Origin of the sequence: Pantoea sp. NGS-ED-1003, from assembly GCF_000738765.1 — a bacterium.
GTDB lineage: Bacteria > Pseudomonadota > Gammaproteobacteria > Enterobacterales > Enterobacteriaceae > Pantoea > Pantoea septica.
In genome coordinates this window covers 569254-593423 of the sequence record NZ_JPQA01000001.1, presented here as the reverse complement: position 1 = coordinate 593423, position 24170 = coordinate 569254, and the positions used below count along the sequence as shown (strand labels likewise).

The 24170-nt window shown below is 64.4% G+C and carries 18 protein-coding genes; 11 read left to right on the top strand and 7 right to left on the bottom strand.

Annotated features, from left to right (window positions below):
- Positions 1-10: 10 nt before the first annotated feature.
- From JS46_RS02715 to JS46_RS02690, 6 genes are all read right to left on the bottom strand, one after another.
- Positions 11-787 (bottom strand): PP2C family serine/threonine-protein phosphatase, encoded by a 777-nt coding sequence (locus JS46_RS02715; RefSeq protein ID WP_033747632.1) that lies wholly within the window; start codon positions 785-787, stop codon positions 11-13.
- On the bottom strand, positions 784-1911 hold the full coding sequence (gene tagH / locus JS46_RS02710; RefSeq protein WP_033747630.1) for a type VI secretion system-associated FHA domain protein TagH: 1128 nt from the start codon (positions 1909-1911) through the stop codon (positions 784-786). The genes JS46_RS02715 and tagH overlap by 4 nt, the downstream gene beginning before the upstream one ends.
- 36 nt (positions 1912-1947) lie before the next feature.
- Entirely contained in the window at positions 1948-2646 is a 699-nt protein-coding gene (tagF, locus tag JS46_RS02705) for a type VI secretion system-associated protein TagF (RefSeq protein WP_033747628.1), read from the bottom strand.
- A gap of 13 nt (positions 2647-2659) precedes the next feature.
- Positions 2660-4774: a type VI secretion system membrane subunit TssM gene (gene tssM, locus JS46_RS02700; RefSeq protein ID WP_033747626.1), complete on the bottom strand. Its 2115-nt coding sequence runs from the start codon at positions 4772-4774 to the stop codon at positions 2660-2662.
- The gene (gene icmH, locus JS46_RS02695) at positions 4774-5991 is read right to left on the bottom strand and encodes a type IVB secretion system protein IcmH/DotU (RefSeq protein ID WP_033747623.1); all 1218 of its coding nucleotides are present in this window, start codon (positions 5989-5991) and stop codon (positions 4774-4776) included. Before icmH ends, tssM begins: the two co-directional genes overlap by 1 nt.
- Before the next feature lie 85 nt (positions 5992-6076).
- Positions 6077-6571 carry an SH3 domain-containing protein gene (locus JS46_RS02690; RefSeq protein ID WP_179944743.1) on the bottom strand — a complete coding sequence of 165 codons (495 nt, stop codon included), beginning with the start codon at positions 6569-6571 and terminating at the stop codon, positions 6077-6079.
- Between the two features lie 498 nt (positions 6572-7069).
- Between JS46_RS02690 and JS46_RS02685 the strand changes: the two genes are divergently transcribed.
- The 7 genes from JS46_RS02685 to cobA all read left to right on the top strand — a co-directional run bounded on the left by JS46_RS02685 (position 7070) and on the right by cobA (position 18974).
- The gene (locus tag JS46_RS02685) at positions 7070-8299 is read left to right on the top strand and encodes a nitrate regulatory protein (protein WP_033747621.1); all 1230 of its coding nucleotides are present in this window, start codon (positions 7070-7072) and stop codon (positions 8297-8299) included.
- A gap of 270 nt (positions 8300-8569) precedes the next feature.
- Positions 8570-9820 carry a CmpA/NrtA family ABC transporter substrate-binding protein gene (locus JS46_RS02680; protein ID WP_033747619.1) on the top strand — a complete coding sequence of 417 codons (1251 nt, stop codon included), beginning with the start codon at positions 8570-8572 and terminating at the stop codon, positions 9818-9820.
- Between the two features lie 11 nt (positions 9821-9831).
- Positions 9832-10698, top strand: coding sequence for a nitrate ABC transporter permease (gene ntrB, locus JS46_RS02675; protein WP_033747618.1), 867 nt, complete (start codon positions 9832-9834; stop codon positions 10696-10698).
- 9 nt (positions 10699-10707) lie between these two features.
- Entirely contained in the window at positions 10708-11493 is a 786-nt protein-coding gene (locus JS46_RS02670; RefSeq protein WP_033747617.1) for an ABC transporter ATP-binding protein, read from the top strand.
- Positions 11494-11503: 10 nt separating this feature from the next.
- Positions 11504-15568: a nitrite reductase large subunit NirB gene (gene nirB, locus JS46_RS02665; RefSeq protein WP_081876028.1), complete on the top strand. Its 4065-nt coding sequence runs from the start codon at positions 11504-11506 to the stop codon at positions 15566-15568.
- Entirely contained in the window at positions 15565-18165 is a 2601-nt protein-coding gene (locus JS46_RS02660; RefSeq protein WP_033747614.1) for a nitrate reductase, read from the top strand. Before nirB ends, JS46_RS02660 begins: the two co-directional genes overlap by 4 nt.
- An 11-nt stretch (positions 18166-18176) precedes the next feature.
- Entirely contained in the window at positions 18177-18974 is a 798-nt protein-coding gene (gene cobA / locus JS46_RS02655) for a uroporphyrinogen-III C-methyltransferase (protein WP_051905548.1), read from the top strand.
- Here the strand turns inward: cobA and JS46_RS02650 are convergent.
- Positions 18971-19789, bottom strand: a complete 819-nt coding sequence (locus JS46_RS02650) for a DeoR/GlpR family DNA-binding transcription regulator (RefSeq protein ID WP_033747611.1) — start codon at positions 19787-19789, stop codon at positions 18971-18973. The two genes, cobA and JS46_RS02650, sit on opposite strands and share 4 nt — an antisense overlap.
- A gap of 380 nt (positions 19790-20169) precedes the next feature.
- Here JS46_RS02650 and JS46_RS02645 point away from each other — a divergent pair, with 380 nt between their 5' ends.
- The 4 genes from JS46_RS02645 to JS46_RS02630 are packed head-to-tail and all read left to right on the top strand — an operon-like array spanning position 20170 to position 24151.
- Positions 20170-20967 (top strand): GolD/DthD family dehydrogenase, encoded by a 798-nt coding sequence (locus tag JS46_RS02645; RefSeq protein ID WP_033747608.1) that lies wholly within the window; start codon positions 20170-20172, stop codon positions 20965-20967.
- A gap of 54 nt (positions 20968-21021) precedes the next feature.
- Complete coding sequence (locus JS46_RS02640; RefSeq protein ID WP_033747606.1) at positions 21022-21957, top strand: D-ribose ABC transporter substrate-binding protein; 936 nt, start codon at positions 21022-21024, stop codon at positions 21955-21957.
- A 46-nt stretch (positions 21958-22003) separates the two neighbouring features.
- Positions 22004-22615 (top strand): DUF2291 family protein, encoded by a 612-nt coding sequence (locus JS46_RS02635; protein ID WP_033747604.1) that lies wholly within the window; start codon positions 22004-22006, stop codon positions 22613-22615.
- 9 nt (positions 22616-22624) lie between these two features.
- Positions 22625-24151: a sugar ABC transporter ATP-binding protein gene (locus JS46_RS02630; protein WP_033747601.1), complete on the top strand. Its 1527-nt coding sequence runs from the start codon at positions 22625-22627 to the stop codon at positions 24149-24151.
- The last annotated feature ends 19 nt before the right edge of the window (positions 24152-24170 follow it).

Here is a 24170-nt window from a genome sequence, read left to right as displayed (position 1 = left end):
ATCCTTGGTATCAGTCGCGGGGCGGCAGAAAACGTGCCGAATCCGCCGCAGAATAAAGCAACGTGGCGTCCTGAGGTTCGCCGATCCACACAGAGAGCGCGCTGAGATTATCCTTTTTCACGCTGCGGCTGACCGCTTTTTCCATCAGCGCCAGCCACTCTTCGCAGGCATTCACCATGCGCAGCGCCTGCTCCATCTCTCTGGCCGTCAGGTTAAGCCAGAAACCGTCGGTGCAGACCAGAAAGGCGTCGCCATCCTCCAGCGCCAGCTCGGCGGAAAAGGTCACCGGACGCGCCGGATCCGCGCCGAGCGCATTATAGAGTAAATTACTGTTAATGCCGGTATTTTCATAGCCCGCATCCTTTAACTGCTGCGCCAGACTGTGATCCCGCGTGACGTCGAACAGCGTGCCGTGACGAAAGTGGTAGACCCGGCTGTCGCCGGCGTGCGCCCACCAGGCGCGCCGCTGCGGGCGATCGATAAACAGGGCCGCCAGCGTGGTGCTCATGCGGGAGAAACCGGGCTGCTGCGTCTGCGCCTCGCGCAGCGCCGCGCGGCAGCGCTCAATCGCCGCGTGCGTATTTTCCGGCGTCAGCCGCGGCTGGTCGCGCAGCTCGGCGAGCAGGGTGTCGCGCACCAGCTGCGCGGCGCGATCGCCGCCTGCAAGGCCCGCCACGCCGTCGCAGACCACAAAGCAGGCTTTCTCGTCAGTGATCTCCGCGCCGGTGCGGTCCTGGTTCTCGTCGCGCAGCCCCTGCTGGCAGCGGCTGGCAAATACAATCTTCATGCGTCGTCCGTCCGGGTCTGCGAATCTTTGTACTGGTTTACCTCCACATCGTAGGCGTGCAGAAAGGCTTCGCCGAACAGGGTGTGGAAGTCATCTTCGATCTCGCCGGCGGTGCGCTGATAGTTACGCGTAAAGTAGTCCCAGAGCGCGGCTTTTCGGGCGACGGAGAAGGGGAGTTTAGGCAGCACGCCCTCACTGCGCGCCTGCTCTTCCAGACGCTGCGGGTTAAACGACTGCAGCATAGCGGCGATAATGGCGCGAATACCGGCGATCATGCCGAGCTGATGCGCCTGCAGATCCACCAGCGCGTCGCGCACCGCCTGCTCCGGCGGCATAAAGCCCGGCATCTGGCTCTGATACATCTGCATCAGCACGGTTTTGCCGGAGGGCAGGATTTTAAAGGGATTGTTCGCCTCGTTCAGGATCATCGTCATATCCGCCTTGACGCCGCGCTTCAGGATCTGACGCGACGACAGCAGCGCGACCGTGCCCTGCGAGAAGAGGCTCAGCATCCGTCCCGTGACGCGCATCTGCTCTTCGTCGATCGGCGTGGCGTGGCCGTTGTTCAGCCCCATGCCCTCCAGCAGCGCGGCGATCAGCTTCTCCTGATCCTGCAATGCGATGCCGGTCGGGCGCGGCGCTTCGCTTTTTTGCGGATCGATCGCCAGCCGCGCATCGCTGTGGCGCGACGAAGCAGGCGGCGCAGAGAGAACGCTTTCCGTGGGTTCGACCTCAAACATGCCCAGCGGATCGCCCTCTGGCTGCAGCTCGCTGACGAACAGCGCCAGCGGATCGTCCTTCGCCGCGTCGGCGCGCGCCGGATCCTGCACGGCAAGCTGATATTCGCCAATTTGCAGCGCATCCCCATGGCGCAGCTGAACCTGCATTCCCCGTTCGAGCGCGACGCCGTTATGCACCACCGCGGTCACGCTGCCCTGGTTGGTCAGGCGGCACTCGCCGTCGGCGGAAAGGTGCACCAGCGCCTGCAGGCGCGAAATAGCGCGCGATTCGTCCGGCAATACCAGATCGTTATCCTGGCTGCGGCCGATGGTGCCGCCGGGCGGCTGAAACGCCACGGTTTTTACCGGAACATCCGTATTGCACTGCACAATGGTAAATTGCATGAGTCATCCCGTGTCTGATGGGCAAACGCAAGGCCGTTATTCGAACATTGGCGGATAGAGGCCGTTACGTCCCGGCTGAGTACCTGCCGCCGGGTTAAAAAGTAATAAAAACAGTTGCGCCGTCAGGTTGCCGCTGTGCTTGTGGGTCGCATGGGCGAAGCCGTCGCAGCGGTTGGTCCACCAGTAGCTGATATGCTGCTGGGGATCGAAGCGGTCCGCCACCTCGCGCCAGCTCAGGGTGCAGGGCAGGTCGCTAAAGCCGATAACGTCCATAATGTCGGAACGCTGCTTCTCCGGCACCAGCAGCGGCGGCAGCGCCTGCATCTGCTGCTCCAGCTGGGCCGGAGCGATCTGCACCTGCACCGCCTGATAGAGCGTGGCGCCTAAGTCCTGAAACCAGTCGCCGGAAATCGCGAGCTGCGCCGGATGCCACTGGCTGAGCGGAAAGGTGCGCAGCGCCAGCAGCGGCCAGGCGCGGCCCACGCGATCGCACGAGGGCATCAGGCAGCCCATCTGCACCTGCTGCACGCCCGGCGTGATCGGCAGAACGAAGTTCCATACCGGCGCCTGTAAAAACCAGCTGGTGGCCGCCTGCTCCTGGCTGTGCCAGTGCATCAGCCCCTGCTGAAACCAGTGGGTCCAGGGCGCGATATGTTTCTCGCTCAACCGGTGACGAAGGAAATCGCCGGTTGAGGGGAGCTTCCCGTACCAGCCGGGGGCGACGATCGCAGCCATACTCACCTCATCATTACTCGCTATGCGCGGTCAATCGCTGCGCGTCCGCCGCCGGCGTCACGGCCAGCGCGCTGCCTTCACGACCCGCATTTTTAAGATTTTCCGCCAGCTTGCGCATCATCAGCGCGTTGTCGCGCGCATAGGGCGAAGACTGAATCTGCTGATCCAGCAGCTGACTGAGGTGCCAGTCGAGCTGCTGCAGGTCGCGCGCGCTGACGTTCTCAGGCAGCGAGCGCTGCAAATTCTGCATCAGCCAGGCGCGTAAAAATTCGCCGTCGTAGTTGCGCGGCTGATAAAGCATCTGATAGGCGCGCAGCGCATTACGGCTGTACTCATTGTCGTCGCCCTTGTCGTTTCGCAGCAGGTTAGTGATCTGCTGCGCGACGCGCGGTAATAGCAAAGACTTTAGCGCATTTTGATAAAGCGCCCAGGCGGCATCGCTCACCTGGGTGCCGCGATAAAGCCCGGCGCGCATGGTAACCGGCGGATTATCCAGTGAAAAGTGGTCAGAGAGCGGCAGTTTCACCAGGTTGTTTAAAAAGGGAAGCAGATCAAAAATATTATCCGCCGGCTGATGGATCACCTGCTGGCTCTGGGTGGCGATAACCGGCACGCGCTCCGCCACCTGGCTGAGGTAGCGCTGGTTCTGGAAAAAGCTGATCAGCCAGAGTCCCGAGGCGATGGTTAGCGCGCCCGCCAGCACGCCGTAGCCAATCCAGTGGAACAGCTGGTTGCGGTGCTCCCAGTGGCGGTTGCTGCCGGCAAGGCCGCTTTCGCGGAACACCAGGTCGCTGAGCAGATCGCGGATAAAAAAGCTCTGGCCCTTATTGCCGGGGATCGGGCTGTTGCGGTTGACGCTGTCCCAGGCGGCGATGGTCTGACCGCCCGCCTGCGGCAGCTGCAGCTTGCGGCTTAGCTCGCCCATAATACGGTCGAAGGGCAGACCTTCCTGAGTGCCGCTGGTAAAAAAGAGCCCGCGGGCGCTCCAGGCGATCGACTCCTGCTGGTCAGAGAAAACCACGTCGAGATACTCGCTCAGCAGCGGGCGCAGCGAGGCGAACTCCTGCGGAAAGAGGAAACAGTCGGCGCGCTGGCCGAGATCGCGCTCCTGCGCCATCTTGTGGCTGAGCTGCTGCTGAAGCTGCTGTTCCAGTCGGTGAAACTGCTGATGAAAGCTGCGGTGCCAGTCATCTTTATGCGGCTTGCCCGGCTCCCAGGGAAAGGTAAAGCCCCAGATGGCGTCGCGCTGGCGCTTCTCCAGCGCGCCGAAATAGCCCATAAAGCCTTTCAGCAGATCGGTTTTGGTCACCATAACGTAGACCGGAAAGTGGATGCCGGTCTGCTGATGCAGCTCGCTCAGGCGGTTGCGCATGGCGCTCGCCTGGGCATAGCGCGCCTCGGCCGATTCGCTCAGCAGATCCGCCACGCTGAGGGTCATGATCACGCCGTTAATCGGCTGGCGCGTGCGGTAGCGCTTCAGCAAATTGATAAAGCTGTGCCACTCGCCGGCGTCGCGCGCGCGCTGGCTCTCCTGCAGGGTATAGCGTCCGGCGGTGTCGATCAGCACCGCCTGGTCGGCAAACCACCAGTCGCAGTGGCGGGTGCCGCCTACGCCGCGAATCGCGGTCTTGCTGACGCTGTCGGTCAGGGGAAAGTCGAGCCCGGCGTTGAGCAGCGCGGTGGTTTTGCCCGCGCCGGGCGCGCCGATCACCAGATACCACGGCAGCTGATAGAGATAGCTCGACTGCATGCGCGCCAGCCAGCGGCTGTTGCTTTTGCGGCTAAGGGGCATGCGTTTTAGCTGCATCACCGCCTCGCTGAAGCGCTGGGTGAGCAGCTCCTCGGTCGCCTGGCGATCGGAGAGATCCTCCGCGCCCGCCTGCTGCAGGTTATTGAGCAGCTTGCTGTTGAACCAGGCGCGATAGAGCGAAGGAATAAACTGAAACAAAATCCAGATGAAAAAAAGCAGGCCAACGGTCAGCTGGCGCGGCAGCGCCTGCTCGAGCGGGCGGGTCTCTCCCCAGCTCCAGAACGGGCCGAGGATCCAGACGAGACAGCTCAGCGCCGTCACGCCGATAAAGCTCCACAGCAGGCGATGGGTGAGAGCAGGGCGTAAGGATGCGCGCATTACTGGGTTCCCTGATGATTACTGAGCGTTTCCGGCGCGGCGAACAGCGTAATTTCGACGCGGCGGTTGCGAGTGCGGTTTTCGTTGCTGTCGTTAGGCAGCAGGGGGTCGCTGTCGCCGCGTCCTTCCGAGCGGATCGCATGGCCGTCGGCAAGCTGCGACTGCAGCAGCTGGGTCACGGCGCGGGCGCGGGCGAACGAGAATTCATAGCTAGAGGCGAAGCGGCTATTGTCCACCGGGCGATTGTCGGTAAAGACCGACACCAGCACCGTGCCTTTGACGTTCTTCATCGCCGTGGCGACGCGCGCCAGCAAGGCGCGTCCGACCGGATTGATGGCGGTGCCCTGTTCGGCGAACAGCTTGTCGGCGGGAATAATCACCTTGCTGCCGAACGCGCCGTCGCTGACTTCAAGCTGGCCGGCGGCGATAACGTCGTTAAGGCGCTGGCGTAGATCGAGCAGCGCCTGCGGTGAAGAGGGACGGCGCCCGACGGTGATCTGCGGCAGCGGCGTCTGATAAATGGCGCGCAGCAGCGGTTCGGCGTCGTTGCCGAGCCGCCAGTTCAGCGCGCTGTAAAGCAGGCAGGCGAGCAGCGCGGCGACGGTAGCGCAGGCCCAGAGCGGGATCATCGGGCGCGAGATGCTGCTGACCAGCGGATGCACCTCGACCAGCGGCCTGGCGCTCTCGCTTTGCGGCTGACGCGTCTCCTCGATCAGCTTCGCGAGACGCTTGCGAATGGCGTCGCACTGCACGCGTCCGCTGTCGCTGCCGCGATAGCGGCCTTCGTAGCCGAGCAGCAGGCAGTAGTGCACCACCTCCAGCAGCCAGAGGTGCTGAGTCGGGCTCTGCGAAATGCGCGACAGCAGCTGGAAAAATTTTTCGCCGCCCCAGCTTTCGTTGTGAAAGGTAACCAGCATGCCGTTGCCGGACCAGACGCCACGCGTGCCCCATGGGGTTTGCGCCGCGGCCTCGTCCAGCGCGCTGCACAGGCAGTAGCGCGCGCCGATAATCATCTCGAACGGCAGTCCCGCCTGCTTGCAGCGCTGCTCGAACTGGCGGATTTCATCAATCAGCGACTGACGCAGGCCGGCGGGATCGTCGTGCGTCACCGCCTGGCGAAGCTGCACCACGGCGTTCAGCAGCGGCGCCGCAGCCTGCAGTAAAAGATTATCGTTGCCCGAGGCGTTCGCCTCTGCGGCCTGCGATTCCTGAGTCATTAACGGGGATTCTTCCAGACAAGAACAGATCCCTGAGTGGCGAGCTCAGGGATGACAAACTGGCAATATGCGCCGGATTTCATTATCAGTCTAAGATCCAGGTCGCGGTATCGTTGGTGCGGCACGCTTTGCTGGCGCCGCCGACGTCGACACAGACCTGCTTGTTTTTTCCGCGCGGCCGCGGGCGATCGCTCCGCAGCGTAGCGTCGTAGCGGCTGCTCTCCACGCCCGCTTTCAGCGGAACATAGCCGATCAGCGGGCCGTCAGCCTGGTCGGCGATCGCCAGCCAGTGGTTTTCGACGCTGCCCAGCACTTCGAACGGCTTGCCGGTTTCAAGATAACGCACCACTTTGCCGCCGTAGTCGGGCGTGGTCATCACCGACGCCGCATAGAGGGCGCGCCAGGTTTCATTAACCGGGGTAAATTCGGCAGGCGCGGCGACCGCATGACGATGCACTAACTTAACGCCATTGACTTCGCTGGTGACCAGCGTGTCATCGGTGACAGACGGCGGCGGCGCTTTACAGCCCGCCAGGGTCAATGTCGCCAGCAGCATTAACGCAAGACTCTTTTTCACCATGTTCCTCGATTTCATCAGAGTAACTGCATAATACGTCGCCATCGTCACGCTGATGACGACCCGCAACCTGCATCATGCCTTCACAGCATCAGCTAAAAAAACAGACAAATTACATCAGGATAGTACTGCATCCAGTCTACCTAAGACTTTTGAGAATTCAAACCATTGCGCTGTTGCTAAAGCCATGCTAGCCAGCCTGGCGCGCGGCGCGCAAAGATGCCGAAAAAGGTCGCTGGGTAGTTCAGTTAAGCGAAATTTACAAATGAATGACGTAACGTGATGAATTATGAAGCACGCTATTTTGTCATGGGCCACCGGGAATAGGAAATTATTAAATTTTTTTAATTGCTTTAGCTCTCTGTGATGACCTTTCCGGCGCTTCAACGGCCGCTCTTTTCAGAATATCCGGGTGAGAGCGATCGCACTTTTTCTATAAACCGGCATGGCTTTTGCTTTGTTTTGCCCAAATAAGGCGACTCTGATCAAAAGGTGATCCCCATGACCGACGCGCTGGCATACCTCCAGGCATCGCGCGACAGCGACATCGCCAGCCTGCAACGGCTGCTGCACACCGGCCAGCTGATTGCGGCGCTGAGCGAGCTGATCCATCAGCTTCAGCGCGAGCGCGGCGCCAGCAATATCTGGATCTGCTCGCAGGGGCGGCTGTTTGCCCAGGAGCGTCTGGCGCGCGAGGACGAGGTGAGCGCGGCGATCCGACGCTTTACCCGGGCGCTGCCGCCCGCCGCCGCCCATCCCGGCGACAGCCGCTTCTGCAATCTGATTGCCGCCGCGCTGCAGGCGCTGGCGGCGCTGCCTGGCCTGCGCGCGCAGATGCTGGCGGGCGAGCGCGATCAGGCGCAGTCGATGCAGGCGTTCAACCAGGTGATCCGCACCCTGCTGAACCTGGTGTTCGAGGCGGCGGATACCGCCAGCCATCCCGATATTTCCCGCGCGCTGATTGCGCTGTTCAGCTTTATGCAGGGCAAAGAGCTGGCGGGACAGGAGCGCGCTACCGGATCGGCAGGTTTCGCCGCTGGCCGCTTCAGCGAAGAGCAGCGTCAGCGCATGGTGGCGCTGATCGCGGCGCAGGAGCAGAGTTTCGCCACCTTCAGCCAGTTTGCCGACGCCGACGCGCTGGCCCGCTGGCGTCCTCTGGCGTCCGCCAGCCGGGAAGTGGAGCGACTGCGGCGCATCGCCTGCACGCTCGGGCAGGCGGAGGAGTCGGGCACGCTACGCTGGTTCTCGCTGCTTAGTGCCCGCATCGATCAGATGAAAATGCTGGAGGATCACCTTACCGTTACGCTGATGACGCGCTGCCGTCAGGCGATTCAGGCGGCGCAGAGCGAAGCCGCGCAGCCCGTACTGGCGGCGGATCAGAGCTTCAGCCTCTATATCGCCGGCGCCGACTGGCTGCCGGAAGAGCAGACCCGGCTGCACAGCGACGGCCTGGCGCATCAGCTTGGCCGCTCGGTTCTGTCGCTGGTGCGCGAGCAGGCGCAGCGTCTGCAGCGTCAGGCGGATGAGCTGGCGACCATGCGCGCTACCTTAGAAGAGCGGCGGGTAATCGATCAGGCGAAGGCCTGGCTAATGCAGCAGCACGGCTACGGCGAACAGGCGGCGTGGCAGGCACTGCGCAAAAGCGCCATGAACCAGAATAAACGCGTTATCGACATCGCTCAGGCGGTGCTGGCGGTGGCCGCGATGGCGCAGCCGCCCGCGACGCAGTAAGAGGCGCAGCGCGGCTACCTCTCCAGAGGTAGATGCACAACCGCTGTGCGCAGGCTGCGTTAGCAAAGTGCATCCGACCCGTTTCACCGCGCAAAAAGCCGCGCCGGCGCGGGTTTCCTGACCTGGCACGCTCCTTGCTGTACTTTCAGGGAATTCGCACTTCTTTCGCCAACGGCGGCGAAACAGTGCTTTGGATAAAGGCGTCCATCCGCATGCGCAGGCATGTCGGTCGGACGCCTTTTTTTATTCTCTTTTTTCAGGAAGCGAGCGATGAGCCACTCCTCTTTTTCCGCCTCACGGCGCAAGTTGTTACTCGCCGGCGCCGCCGCTGGCGGCGCATATCTGCTGCCGGGGCTGCGCAACGCCGTCTGGGCCGCCGGTTCCGACGCGCCGGAGAAGGCGAGCCTGCGCGTCGGCTTTATCCCGCTCACCGACTGCGCGCCGGTGGTGATGGCGGCGGTGAAGGGCTTCGATAAAAAGTACGGCCTGACGCTGCAGCCGAGCAAAGAGGCGAGCTGGGCGGCGGTGCGCGACAAGCTTACCTCCGGCGAGCTGGACGCCGCCCACGCGCTCTACGGCATGATCTACGGGCTGCAGCTGGGCGTGGCGGGGCCGCAGCACGACATGGCCAACCTGATGACGCTCAACAACAACGGCCAGGCGATTACGCTCTCCAGCCAGCTTAAGGCGCTGGGCGTGACCGACGCTGCCAGCCTGAAGCAGGCGGTGGCGGCGCAGCCGAAAGGCGCCTTCAGCTTCGCCCATACCTTTCCCACCAGCACCCACGCCATGTGGCTCTACTACTGGCTCGCCAGCGTGGGCATTCATCCCTTCGACGACGTTCGCACGCTGGTGGTGCCGCCGCCGCAGATGGTGATGAACATGAAGATCGGCAATATGAGCGGCTTCTGCGTCGGCGAGCCGTGGAACCAGCGCGCCATCAGCGACGACATCGGCTTCACCGCCGCCACCTCGCAGCAGATCTGGCCGGATCATCCCGAAAAGATCCTCGCCACCCGCGCCGCGTGGGTGAAAAGCAACCCTAACAGCGCCCGCGCGCTGACCGCGGCGGTGCTCGAGGCAGCGCGCTGGATCGACGCTTCCGACGACAACCGACGCGAAACCGCCGCCGTACTGGCGCAGCGCGCCTGGATCAACACCAAAGTCGAGACGCTGGAGGGGCGCATGCTCGGCCAGTACCAGAACGGCCTCGGCAAAAGCTGGCAGGACGCGCACGCCATGCGCTTCTTTGGCGACGGCGCGGTGAGCTTTCCCTGGCTCTCCGACGGTATGTGGTTTCTGACGCAGATGAAGCGCTGGGGCATGCTCAGCGTCGATCCCGACTATCTGGCGGTGGCGCGGCAGATCAACCGCATCGACATTTACAAACAGGCGGCGAGCGCCGTCGGCAACGTCGCGCTGCCGCCAGGCGAACTGCGCAGCAGCACCCTGATGGACGGCAAAGTGTGGGACGGCAGCGATCCTGCCGCTTACGCAGCCGGCTTCGCCCTGAAACGCTAAGAGAGGCAGAGATGAAAAAAGTTGCGCAGATCGGCGCCCCAGCCGCCGTCGAACCCGGCACCGTCGTCACCCTTAACCTGAAGCCGAAAAGCGCGGTCCGTCCGCCGCGCCTGCGGCCGCTGATGCAGCGGCTTATTCCGGCGCTGTGCGGCCTGCTGCTGATGCTGCTGGTGTGGCAGATCGCCGCGCTGTGGAGCAGCGGCTTCCCGACGCCGTACGCCACCTGGCAGGCGGCGCTGACGCTGTTTGCCGATCCCTTCTATAACGCCGGGCCGAACGACCAGGGCATCGGCTGGAACGTGCTCGCCTCGCTGCAGCGCGTCGCCGTCGGCTTTGGCCTGGCGGCGCTGGTGGGTATCCCCGCCGGCTTTCTGCTCGGGCGCTTTACCTTTGTGGCGCGCATGTTCAACCCGATTATCGCGCTGCTGCGTCCGGTGAGTCCGCTCGCCTGGCTGCCGATCGGCCTGCTGCTGTTCCAGCGCGCCGAGCCCGCCTCCAGCTGGACCATCTTTATCTGCTCGATCTGGCCGATGGTGATCAACACCGCCGAAGGGGTACAGCGCATCCCGCAGGACTATCTCAATGTGGCGCGCGTGCTGCAGCTGTCGGAGTGGACGGTGATGCGCCGCATTCTGTTTCCCGCCGTGCTGCCGGCGGTGCTCACCGGCGTGCGTCTCTCGATCGGCATCGCCTGGCTGGTGATCGTCGCCGCTGAAATGCTCACCGGCGGCCTCGGCATCGGCTTCTGGATCTGGAACGAGTGGAACAACCTCAACGTCGAGAACATCCTCATCGCCATTCTGATTATCGGCGTGGTGGGGCTGTTGCTGGAGCAGGGCCTGATGCTGCTGGCCCGCCGTTTTAGCTGGGATAAATAAGGAGCCGCTATGTCACCGATTATTCGCGTTCAGCAGGTCAGCCAGCGTTTCACCACCGCGGGCGGCGACTTTCTCGCCCTGGATAACGTCTCGTTCGACATTCACGAAGGAGAGACCTTAAGCCTGATCGGCCACTCCGGCTGCGGCAAATCGACGCTGCTCAACCTGATCGCCGGACTCACCGCGCCGAGCAGCGGCGTGCTGCTGTGCGACAACCGCGAAATCGCCGGGCCCGGCCCGGAGCGCGCGGTGGTGTTTCAGAACCATTCGCTGCTGCCCTGGCTGACCGCCTGGCAGAACGTTGAGCTGGCGGTGCGGCAGGTGTTTAAAGGCCGCATGAGCAACGCGGAGATGGCGGAGTGGATTGAGCACAACCTGAACCGGGTGCAGATGAGCCATGCGATGCACAAACGCCCCGGCGAGATCTCCGGCGGCATGAAGCAGCGCGTCGGCATTGCGGCCGCGCTGGCGATGAAGCCGCGCGTGCTGCTGCTCGACGAGCCGTTCGGCGCGCTCGACGCCCTGACGCGCGCGCACCTGCAGGACAGCGTCATGCGCATCCAGCAGGAGCTGAACACCACCATCGTGCTGATCACCCACGACGTCGACGAGGCGGTGCTGCTCTCCGACCGGGTGCTGATGATGACCAACGGCCCGGCGGCGAAGGTGGGCGAAATCCTGACCATCGATCTCGCCCGGCCGCGCTCGCGGGTCGCGCTGGCGGATGAGGCGCGTTACCACCAGCTGCGTCAGCAGATCCTGCACTTCCTGTATGAAAAACAGACCGCAGCCTGAGGAGCCGCCTATGACGCAACGGCTGCTGGTAGTGGGCAACGGCATGGCGGGGATGCGCATGGTGGAGAGCCTGCTGCGCCTCGCGCCGAATCGTTACGCCATCACCGTGATCGGGCGCGAGCCGCACGGCAACTACAACCGGGTGCTGCTCTCGCCGGTGCTGGCGGGCGAGCGACCCTTCGAGGAGACGCTCATCCATACCCAGGCCTGGTACCAGCAGCACGGCGTCACGCTGCTGGCGGGCGAAACGGTGCTAAAGATCGACCTCGTGGCGCGGCGGCTTGAGACCGATCGGCGTGTGCTGGCGTGGGATCGGCTGGTGTTCGCGACCGGATCGCGCCCGCGGCTGCCCGCGATAGCCGGCGTCGACCGGCCGCAGGTCTTTGGCTTTCGCAGCAAAGCGGACGTCGACGCGCTGCTGGCCGAAACAGGGCCGGTGGTGGTGCTGGGCGGCGGCTTTCTCGGCATCGAGGCCGCCGCCGCGCTGCGCGCCCAGGGGCGCGAAGTCACGCTGCTGCACCACAAAAGCTGGCTGCTGGATCGCCAGCTCGACGCCCAGGCGGGCGCGCTGCTCCTCGCGCAGCTCACGTCGCGCGGCCTGCACGTCGAGCTTAACGGCGGGCTGGCGGCGGTGACGGAAAGCGGCGTGCTGCTCACCGACGGCCGCACGCTGCCTGCCGCGCAGGTGGTGATCGCCATCGGCGTCGAGCCGGAGATCGCCGTCGCGGCGGCGGCGGGCGTGCCCTGTCATCGCGGCATCATCGTTGATCGCCAGCTGCGCAGCGGGCTGCCCGGCGTTTACGCCCTCGGCGAGTGCTGTGAAATAGGCGGCGAGACCTTCGGGCTGGTAGCGCCCTGTCTGGCGCAGGCGGAGGTGCTGGCGGCGCAGCTGGCGGGGCAGCCGGTTGCTGATTTTCGCCATCAGGTCGACGGCACCCGCCTTAAGGTCAGCGGCATTTCGCTGTTTAGCGCTGGTGATATCCGCGAGGCGGAGAGCTGCGTCAGCTTCGATCCGATTGCCGGCGACTACCGCCGTCTGTTTCTGCGCGACGGCCGGTTGAGCGGCGTGCTGCTTTACGGCGACTGTCGCCAGGCCGCGCCGCTGCTGGCGAAACTGCAGGCGGGCGAAAGCGCCGCGCTGCACACCCTTTTTGATACTTCACCCGAAACGCAGCCGCAGGCTGCAGGAAGCCCGATGATGAGTAAACCGGTATTAGCCGTGGTCGGTCACGGCATGGTCAGCCACCATTTCCTCGAACAGCTGGTGGCGCGTGCGCTGCACCAGCGCTATCACATCGTGGTCTACGGCGAAGAGCGGCTGCCCGCCTATGACCGCGTTCATCTCTCATCCTGGTTCGACGGCAAAAGCGCCGCCGATCTGTCGCTGGTCGGCGAGGACTTTTTTGCGGCGCACGGCATCGAATTGCGCAGCGACTGCCGGGTGGTGGCGATCGATCGCCAGCAGCGCAGCCTGCGCGACAGCCGCGGCGACGAGCTGGCGTGGGACCGGCTGGTGCTCGCCACCGGCTCGCGTCCCTTTGTGCCGCCCATCCCCGGCCACGACGACCCGCGCTGCTTCGTCTACCGCACGCTGGACGATCTCGACGCCATCGCCGCCTGCGCGCGCCGCAGCCGGCGCGGTGTGGTGATTGGCGGCGGCCTGCTGGGGCTGGAGGCGGCCAACGCGCTGCGCCAGCTTGGGCTGGAGACCCATGTGGTCGAATTCGCGCCGCGCCTGATGGCGGTGCAGCTGGACGAGGGCGGCGCACAGATGCTGCGGCGTAAAATCGACGCGCTCGGCGTGCAGGTGCACACCGCGAAGCAGACGGAAAGCCTCGTGCGCGAGGCGGACGACAGCCTGACGCTGCGGTTCGCCGACGGCGAGACGCTCAACGTTGACATGGTGCTCTTTTCGGTGGGTATCCGCCCGCGCGACGAGCTGGCGCGCGCGGCGGGATTAACCCTCGGCCCGCGCGGCGGCATCGCCATCAACGATCTGTGCCAGACCAGCGACGAGGCGGTGTTCGCCATCGGCGAGTGCGCGCTGTGGAACGGGCAGATTTTCGGCCTGGTGGCGCCCGGCTACCAGATGGCGCGCGCGCTGGCCGGACACCTCGCCGGCGAGACGAGCCTGTTTACCGGCGCGGATATGAGCACCAGACTCAAGCTGCTGGGGGTTGAGGTCGCCTCGTTCGGCGACGCCCACGGGCGCACGCCGGGCAGCCAGAGCTACTACTGGACCGACGAGCCTAAAGGGATATACAAGAAAATCGTGGTGTGCGGCGAGGGCAAAACCCTGCTGGGCGGCGTGCTGGTAGGGGACAGCGCCGACTACAGCACGCTGCTGCAGATGATGCTTAACCAGATGGCGCTGCCCGCCGCGCCGGAGAGCCTGATTTTGCCCGCGCTGGCTGGGACGCCGAGCCGGGCGCCTGGGATAGCGGCGCTGCCGGACAGCGCGCAGGTCTGCTCCTGCCACAGCGTCAGCAAGGGGGATATCTGCGCCGCGGTGCAGGCGGGCTGCGGCGATATGGCGGCGATTAAGCAGTGCACCCGCGCCGCCACCGGCTGCGGCGGCTGTTCGGCGCTGGTGAAACAGGTGATGGAGAACCAGCTGGCGACCCTCGGCGTCGAGGTGAAAAAGGATATCTGCGAACATTTCGCGTACTCGCGGCAGGAGCTTTATCACCTGATGCGCGTCGGCGAGCTGAAAAGCTGGGAGGCGCTGCTGGCGGCGCACGGGCGCGGCCACGGCTGCGAAGTCTGCAAGCCGCTGGCGGCGTCGCTGCTCGCCTCCTGCTGGAACGACTACCTGCTGAAGCCGGCGCATCTGCCGCTACAGGAGACCAACGATCGCTACTTCGCCAATATTCAGAAAGACGGCAGCTACTCCGTGGTGCCGCGCGTGCCGGGCGGCGAGATCACGCCGCAGGGGCTGATCGCCATCGGCGAAGTGGCGGCGCGCTACGATCTCTACACCAAAATCACCGGCGGCCAGCGTATCGATCTCTTCGGCGCGCGGCTGGATCAGCTGCCCGCTATCTGGGAAGCGCTGCTGGCGGCGGGCTTTGAGACCGGCCACGCCTACGGCAAATCGCTGCGCACGGTGAAATCCTGTGTCGGCTCCAGCTGGTGCCGCTACGGCGTGCAGGATTCGACCGCCTTCGCCATCGCGCTGGAGCATCGCTACAAAGGGCTGCGCGCGCCGCACAAGATCAAGATGGCGGTGTCGGGCTGCACCCGCGAGTGCGCCGAAGCGCAGAGCAAAGATATCGGCGTCATTGCCACCGAGAAAGGCTGGAACCTCTACGTCTGCGGCAACGGCGGCATGAAGCCGCGCCACGCCGATCTCTTCGCCAGCGACCTCGACGACGAAACGCTGATCCGCTACGTCGACCGCATCCTGATGTTCTACGTGCGCACCGCCGACCGACTGCAGCGCACCAGCGTCTGGATGGATAATCTCGACGGCGGGCTCGACTATCTGCGTCAGGTGGTGATGGAGGACAGCCTCGGCATCGCGGCGACGCTGGAGGCGGAGATGCAGCGCGTCGTCGACAGCTACCAGTGCGAATGGCAAACCACGCTGGCGGATCCGTCGCGGCGCGCGCTCTTTACCCCCGCCGTAAACGGCGCGGGGACGGACGAGGCGCTGCGTTACGATCGGGTGCGAGATCAGCGTCAGCCCGCGACGCCGACGCGCATTGCGCTGCGCGAGCTGCCGGCCGAACCCTGGAGCGCGCTGTGCGATCTCGCGGCGGTGCCGCCGCAGGCGGGCATCGGGGCGCGTCTCGGCAGCGAGCGCATCGCGCTGTTCCGCTTCGGCGACGATCTCTACGCGCTGGAGGATCGCGAGCCGGGCAGCGAGGTCAGCGTGCTGTCGCGCGGCATCCTCGGCGACGTGGCGGGCGAGCCGGTGGTGATCTCGCCGCTCTACAAGCAGCGCGTGCGCCTGCGCGACGGGCAGAGTCTCGACAACCCGCAGCACCAGCTGCGCTGCTGGCCGGTGAAGCTGGAAGCGGGGCGCATCTGGGTGGCGAACCGGCCGCTCAACCTGATGGCGGAAGCCTCATGAAGAGCACCTGTCCCTACTGCGGCGTCGGCTGCGGCGTCAGCGTAGGCGCCGACGGCGCCGTCGCCGGCGATGACAGCCATCCGGCCAATCTTGGACGCCTGTGCGTCAAAGGCGCGGCGCTGGGCGATACCCTGCACGCCAGCGGACGACTGCTGCGGGCGCGGGTGGACGGCGAGCCGGTAGCGCTGGAGCACGCGCTGGAGAGCGCCGCCGCGCGCCTGCGCGCCATTATTGAGCGGCACGGTCCGGAGGCGGTGGCGATCTACGCCTCCGGCCAGCTGCTCACCGAGGATTACTACGTCGCCAACAAGCTGATGAAGGGCTATCTCGGCGCGGCCAATATCGACACCAACTCGCGTCTCTGCATGGCCTCGGCGGTGGTGGGCTACAAGCGCGCCTTCGGCGCGGACGCGGTGCCCTGCTGCTATGAGGATTTCGCCGAGGCGGATCTGGTGGTGCTGGTGGGCTCTAACGCCGCCTGGACCCATCCGGTGGCCTATCAGCGGCTGGCGCAGGCGAAGCAGCAGCGCCCGGCGATGCGCGTGGTTACGATCGATCCGCGCCGCACCGCGAGCGCCGACCTGGCGGATCTGCATCTGCCGCTGCGCCCGTGCAGCGACGGCGCGCTGTTCAGCGGTCTGCTCAACTGGCTGGCGCAGCATCGCGCCATCGACAGTAGCATGCTGCCGCACCTGAACGGCGTCGAGGAGACGCTGGCGGCGGCGCAGTCATGGACGCTGGCGCGTGCGGCGGCGGCCTGCGATCTGGATAGCGACTTGCTGGCGCAGTTCTACCAGCTGTTTACCGCCAGCGATCGCGTGCTCACGCTCTGGTGTATGGGCATTAACCAGTCGGCCGCTGGCAGCGACCATAACAACGCCATTGTTAACGTCCATCTGCTGAGCGGCAAGCTGGGCCGCGCGGGCTGCGGGCCTTTTTCGCTGACCGGACAGCCTAATGCCATGGGCGGACGCGAGGTGGGCGGGCTGGCGAATCAGCTGGCGGCGCATATGGGCTTCAGCGATGCCGAATGCGACCGGCTGCAGCGCTTCTGGCGCAGCCCGACGGTGGCGCGGCGGCCCGGCCTCACCGCCGTCGCGCTGTTCGAGGCGGTGGCGCGCGGCGAGGTGAAGGCGGTGTGGATCCTCGGCACCAATCCGGCGGCGTCGATGCCGGAAGGCAACCGCGTGGCGCAGGCGCTGGCCGCCTGCCCGCTGGTGATCGTCTCCGACGTGATGGCGAACACCGACACCACGGCGTTTGCCGATATTCTGCTGCCTGCGCTCGGGTGGGGCGAAAAAAACGGCACCGTGACCAACTCCGAACGGCGCATCTCGCGCCAGCGCGCCTTTGTGCCGCCGCCCGGTGAAGCGAAGCCCGACTGGTGGCTGCTGGCGCAGGTGGCGCAGCGACTCGGCTTTGGCGACGCCTTCGGCTGGCAGCATCCGGCGGAGATTTTTCGCGAGCACGCCGCGCTCTCCGGCTTTGAAAACTACGGCCAGCGCGCTTTCGACATCAGCGGGCTGGCGCAGCTCAGCGACGACGCCTGGGAGCAGCTGAAACCGGTGCAGTGGCCGGTCAACGCGCGCTTCCCTGACGGCTGTGCCCGACTGTTCGGCGATCGCCGCTTTTATCATACCGACGGCAAAGCGCGGCTGCTGCCCTGCGCCGCGCCGCTGGAGACGGCGGGCGACAAAGGCTATCCGCTGCTGATGAACAGCGGACGTATTCGCGACCAGTGGCATACCATGACGCGCACCGGCGCGGTGCCGCGCCTGATGCAGCATATCGACGAGCCCTTTATCGCGCTGCATCCCGCAACGGCGCAGCGCTGGGGCCTCGCCGATGGCGATCTGGCGCGGGTGCAGTCGGCGCACGGCTGGATGGCGGCGCGGGTGCGAATCGACAGCGGTATGCGTCTTAACGAGCTGTTTGCGCCGATGCACTGGAACCGTCAGTTCGCGCTGCAGAGCAATGTCGATGCGCTGGTAGCGGCGCGCTGCTGCCCCGCGTCGGGCCAGCCGGCGCTGAAGCAGACGGCGGTGCGTATCCAGCCGCTGCATACCGGCTGGCAGGGCTGGCTGTGGCAGCGCGATATCGAGGCGCCTTCCGGGCTGCGCTACTGGGCGCGCGCGCCGCAGGCAGGCGCGCAGCGGCTGACGCTGGCGGGTGACGGCGCCGCGCGCGACTGGGCGCAGGCGCAGCTGGCGACGCAGAACATGCAGCTGCAGCAGGCGGTGGGCGCTGCGGGAGAGTACCGGCTGCTGGCGTGGCGCGAGGGCGAGCTGCAGCTGGCGTTCTACGCCGCGCCGCGGCTGCCTGCGCTCGACCATGAATTCATCACCGCGGCCTTTCGCGCGCCGCCCGCCGACGCCGCCGGACGCTTTGCGCTGCTGGCGGGCAGCAGCGCGCAGGGCAGCGACGCCGGGCGCATCATCTGCAGCTGTTTCGGCGTCGGCGAAACAGCGATCCGGCAGGCGATGGCGCAGGGCTGCGACTCGCCTGCGGCGCTCGGCGCCGCGCTGAAGTGCGGCACCAACTGCGGCTCCTGCATTCCTGAACTGAAACAACTGTTATTCACGCCAGCCACGGCGTAACGGAGAACGCTATGACCTTTGCTATCGATTCACTGAATAAACTGCTGTCGAGCGGCGACGGGCAGGGACACGTCTGGCTGGTCGGCGCGGGACCGGGCGACGTCGAGCTGCTGACGGTGAAAGCGCTGCGGCTGCTGCATCAGGCGGAGGTGGTGGTCTATGACCGGCTGGTGAGCGAGGCGGTGATGGCGGAGGTGCTGGGCTCGGCGCTCTGCATCGACGTCGGCAAACAGCCCGGCCGTCACGGGATGAAACAGGGCGAGATCAACCAGCTGCTGGCGGATCTGGCGCGCGGCGGCCGCGAAGTAGTGCGGCTGAAGGGCGGCGATCCCTTTATCTTCGGACGCGGCGGCGAAGAGCTGGCGTTTCTGCAGCAGGCGCAGGTGCGCTGCGAGGTGGTGCCGGGCATCACCGCCGCCGTGGGCTGCGCCGCCGCCAGCAACATTCCGCTGACGCACCGCGACTGCGCCCAGTCGCTGCGGCTGATCACCGGCCACGGCAAGCTGGGCGAGCCGCAGCTGGCGGAGCGGGCCTGCGGCGACCCGCACGAAACCCTGGTGTTCTATATGGGGCTGCGCTGGAGCGCCTCGATCGCCGCCCAGCTTCAGAAGCAGGGGCGCGCGGGCGATACCCCGGTGGCGATCGTCGAGAACGGCACGCGCGCGGACCAGCGGGTGCTGATCACCTCGCTGGCCGGGCTGGCGCAGACGGTAGCGCAGCAGCGGCCGGTCTCGCCGTCGCTGCTAATTGTCGGCGAGGTGGTGCGCTACGCCACCGCGGCGCGGCAGGCCGCCGCCGCGCAGGCCTAGACCGCGCGCCGCTGCGCCTGCGGCAGCGACGCCACCAGCACGTTAACGCCGAGCGCCTCAAAGGCGGCGATCTGCGCCGCGCTAATGCCGTCGTCGGTGATCAGATAGTGGATATGGCTCCAGTCGCAGGGCAGCGCGAACATCGACACCTTGTCGATTTTGCTGGAGTCCGCCACCACGTAGACCGTGCTGGCGGAGTTGATCATCGCCATTTTCACTTTGATGTCGGTTTCGCTGGGGAAGCTGAGACCGAGGCGCGGCGAAATGCAGGCGGTGGCGAGAAACAGCTTCTGCGCCAGCACGTTTTCAAAAAAGCTCGCCGCCTTTTCGCCGGAGGTGGAGAGGGTCGGGAATTTAAAGGTGCCGCCGGTGAGCAGAATGTTGATGCCCGGCTCGCCGCCCAGCTTGAGCGCGATATTCACCGCCGTGGTCACCACCGAGAGGCGGCGAATATGGCCGATCGCCTCGGCGATGGCGGTAGTCGTGGTGCCCGAATCGAAAATCACCGTGTCGCCGTTTTCGATATGCTGCGCCGCCAGTCGGCCGATCGCCTCTTTTTCCTCCAGATGGGTCTGCCGCTCCAGCAGCAGCGCGCCGGTATTCTGCTTGCCGGTCATCAGGGTCGCGCCGCCGTGATAGCGCTGCACAAACCCCTGCTTTTGCAGCATTCTCAGGTCGGTACGAATAGTGGCCTCCGTCAGGCCGAACGCCTCCGTCAGCGCCTTAACCGTCACCGTGCCGTCTTCGCGGATCATCTCCAGAATCTTTTCGCGGCGCTGCTGCATATCGGCAAGCTGCTCACTTTTGCTTTTCAATCGAAATGCTCCCTCTTCTCAACCACGGTCATATCCGGCGAATTAATGCCTGACGCTGAGTTTACCCCGCACTTTTAGCGAATGCGAGGCGACCCAGTGCGCTATTTATTTTCGAACGAAAATGAAAAGCCCGCATCCCTTTGAAAGCGCAGGGTTCGCATAGCGCCTTTATCCATGCCCGTTTTACGCTGCTTACGCTATATCACGCGAAAACAAAGGGATAAAAATAATTTTCACGAGGTGTATGAAATTTGATCTCACCCACATACCATTGCGATTCGATAGCTTATATTTTTGTTCGAAAATCAAATATCCCGTAAGACCGGAAAAAATCCGTTTTAACTGGAGCGGCCGCCGGCAACGACACAAGTGAGGAACAGATGAGCAGCGAATATGACGTAAACCTGCGCTACGGCGTCGACAGCGCGATGGATCTTGGCGGCAAAGTGGCGGTAGTGACCGGCGGGCTCGGGGGCATCGCTATGGCGAGCAACGAAATGCTGCTGGCGAAAGGGGCGCGTCTGGCGCTGCTCTATCCCCCTTTCGAAGCGGAAAAGGTCGCCAGCCTGCGCGACAGCTTCGACGCCGACAGGGTGCAGTTCGTCACCTGCGACGTCACCGATCCGGCGTCGGTTGAGGGCGCGTTCGACGAGGTGGCGCAGCACTACGGCCAGATCGATATCCTGGTCAACTGCGCCGGCTACGTGATGCTGCAGCCGGTGCTGGAAACCGATTTCGCCGAATGGCAGAAGCAGATCGCCGTCAACCTGACCGGACCGTTTCTCTGCGCGCAGGCGGCGGGCAAACGCATGGTCGCGGCGGGCAAGGGGGGCAAAATCATCAATATCGCCTCGCAGGCGGCCTCAATCGCCATCGACAATCACGTCGCCTACACCTCCGCGAAGGCGGGCCTGCTCGGCATGACCAAAGTGATGGCGAAAGAGTTCGCACCGCACCGCATTAACGTGAATACCCTGTCGCCCACCGTGGTGCTGACGCCGATGGGCGAAAAAGCCTGGCGCGGCGAGAAGGGCGAAGAGATGAAAAAGCTGATCCCGTTAGGCCGCTTCGCCTACACCGACGAAATCGCCGCCGCCGTGCTGTTTTTCGCCAGCAACGGCAGCGACATGATTACCGGCGCCGATCTGATGATCGATGGCGGTTTCACTATCTGGTAATGCAGCACCAGCCCCAAAGCCTTACCCCCTACAAATAGAAGAGAGAATATCGCCATGAAAATCCGCTCCCTGCTGTGCACCGCGATCGCCGCCAGCCTCTTCTCCAGCGCCGGCTTCGCGGCGGAGAAAGGCACCATCATGATCCTCGTCAACTCGCTGGATAACCCCTATTACGCCTCGGAAGCCAAGGGCGCCAACCTCAAGGCGCAAGAGCTGGGCTACAAAACCTCGGTGCTGTCGCACGGCGAAGACGTGAAGAAGCAGAGCGAGCTGATCGACGCCGCCATCGGCAAAAAAGTGCAGGGCATTATTCTCGACAACGCCGACTCCACCGCCAGCGTCGCGGCGATCAAAAAGGCCAAAGAGGCCGGTATTCCGGTGGTGCTGATCAACCGAGAGATCCCGGTCGACGACGTGGCGCTGGAGCAGATCACCCATAACAACTTCCAGGCCGGTTCCGACGTCGCCACCGTGTTCGTCGAGAAGATGGGCGAGAAGGGCAAATATGCCGAGCTGACCTGCAACCTGGCGGACAACAACTGCGTGACGCGTTCGAAATCCTTCCATCAGGTGCTGGACCAGTATCCCGATATGCAGAGCGTGGCGCGCCAGGATGCGAAAGGCACCCTGATCGACGGCAAGCGCATCATGGACAGCATTCTGCAGGCGCATCCCGATGTGAAAGGGGTGATCTGCGGCAACGGACCCGTGGCGCTGGGCGCGATCGCTGCCCTGAAGGCGGCGGGCCGCAACGACGTCACCGTGGTGGGGATCGACGGCAGCAACGACGAGCGCGACGCGGTGAAGGCGGGCACGCTGAAAGCGACGGTGATGCTGCAGGCGCAGGCGATCGCCGCGCAGGGCGTCACCGATCTGGATAACTTTATTCAAAAGGGGGTCAAGCCAGCGAAGCAGCGCGTGATGTTCCGCGGCATCCTGATTACGCCGGATAACGCCAGCGGCGTGCAGGACTTCAACTTTAAGTCGTAACCCCCTTGCAGCGGCGCCCGTCCTGGACGGGCGTCAGGAGAACCCCATGGACAGACGACTCTGGCTTCTGCTTCCGATGATTGTGCTCAGCGGTTGCCGCATTGTGTCGCAGCAGGAGCTGGCAGATCTGAAAAATCCGCCGAACCCGAAGATGGCGAATATCGCCCAGACCTGGCGCGAACAGCTGGTGCCGCAGGTGCAGCGTGACGCGAAACCCGCGGCCGAACTGTTGAAGGCGCTGCAGGCAGCGAAAGATTTCGACACCGCCTGCAGCACGCTGGGCTATCGCAGCCAGGCGGAAAACCCCTGCGTGTTTAGCGTCAGCGTCAGCGGCGAAGTGACGGCGGTTAATACCACGTCGCGCAGCGGCCGCATGACGGTCAAAGACGCCTCTGGCGCCAGCATCACGGTGCAGACCGGACCGATTATTCCCGGCACCGCGCTGCGCGACGCCTATAAGGGGGCGAGCTATCAGGACTTTAACGATCAGGTGCTGTTCGGCGACTACGGCCGCGCCATCAATCAGCAGGCCTCCAGCATGATGACCGCCTTCAAGCCGAAAGTGGGCGACAAGGTGCAGCTGACGGGTGTATTCAGCAGCTGGGATGTGCCGCAGCAGATCCCGAACGTGACGCCTGTCGCCATCGCGCGGCAGTAAGGAGCGGTTATGCAGCATCCACAAGCTGATGGCGAGGTGATTATCGAGACGCGCGGCCTGTCGCGCATCTATCCCGGCGTCACCGCGCTCGATCAGGTCAACTACCGCGTCTATCGCAACAAGGTCAACGTGCTGATCGGCGAAAACGGCGCGGGCAAATCCACCATGATGAAGATGCTGGCCGGGGTAGAGACCCCTTCCAGCGGCGAAATCCTGCTCGACGGCGAGCCGGTATCGCTCTCCTCGACGCACCAGGCGGAAAAACAGGGCATCAGCATTATCTTTCAGGAACTGAACCTGTTTCCCAACATGAACGTGATGGACAACATCTTTATCGCCAACGAATTCTTCCAGCGCGGCGTGATCAACGAGAAGTATCAGTATGCGCTGGCGAAGTCGCTGCTGGAGCGGCTGGAGCTGGATGTCGATCCCTACGCGCCGCTGGGCGAGCTGGGCATCGGCCATCAGCAGCTGGTGGAGATCGCGCGGGCGCTGTCGAAAGATACGCGCGTGCTGATTATGGACGAGCCGACCAGCGCGCTCAGCCAGTCGGAGGTAAAGGTGCTGTTCAACGTTATCGAGCAGCTGAAGCGGCGCGGCGTCACCATCATCTATATCTCGCACCGGCTGGAGGAGCTGATGGAGATCGGCGACCACATCACCATCTTCCGCGACGGCCGCTTTATCAGCGAGCGCGAGGTGCGCGACGCCAGCGTGCCCTGGATTATCGAACAGATGGTCGGCGACAAGAAAAAGCACTTCGACTATCAGGCGGCGGCGCAGGGCGAAACGGTGCTGGAGGTGGACGGTCTGACCGCGCTGCATCAGAACGGCGGCTACCGGCTCAACGACGTCAGCTTCTCGCTGCGCAAAGGAGAAGTGATCGGCATTTACGGCCTGCTGGGCGCCGGGCGCACCGAGCTGTTCAAAGGGCTGATCGGCCTGATGCACTGCCAGTCGGGCAAGGTGCAGCTGGCGGGCAGCGCGCTGGAGCGGTGCAGCTTTCAGCAGCGGCTGAAGCGCGGCATTACGCTGGTGCCGGAGGATCGCCAGGGCGAAGGCGTGGTGCAGCTGATGTCGATCACCGCCAACATGACGCTGACCGACCTCAGCCTGCGCGGCTTTCGCCGCGCGCTGCGCCTGCTGCATCCGGCCAAAGAGAAGCGGCGCGTCGACGAGATGATCCAGCATCTGGCGATCAAGGTCAGCGATCCCGAGCTGCCGATTACCTCGCTGAGCGGCGGCAATCAGCAAAAGGTGGTATTGGGCAAGGCGCTGATGACCGGGCCGCAGGTGGTGCTGCTGGACGAGCCGACGCGCGGCATCGACGTCGGCGCGAAAACCGACGTCTATCACCTGATCGGCACGCTGGCGCAGCAGGGACTGGCGGTGATGTTCTCCTCTTCCGAACTGGATGAGGTGATGGCGCTGGCGGACCGCGTGCTGGTGATGGCTGACGGCCGTATCACCGCCGATTTACCCCGCGCTGAGGTTACGCGCGAAAAACTGATTACGGCCTCGACGCCGCATGACTAAGCCGCCGGTTTACCAGGCA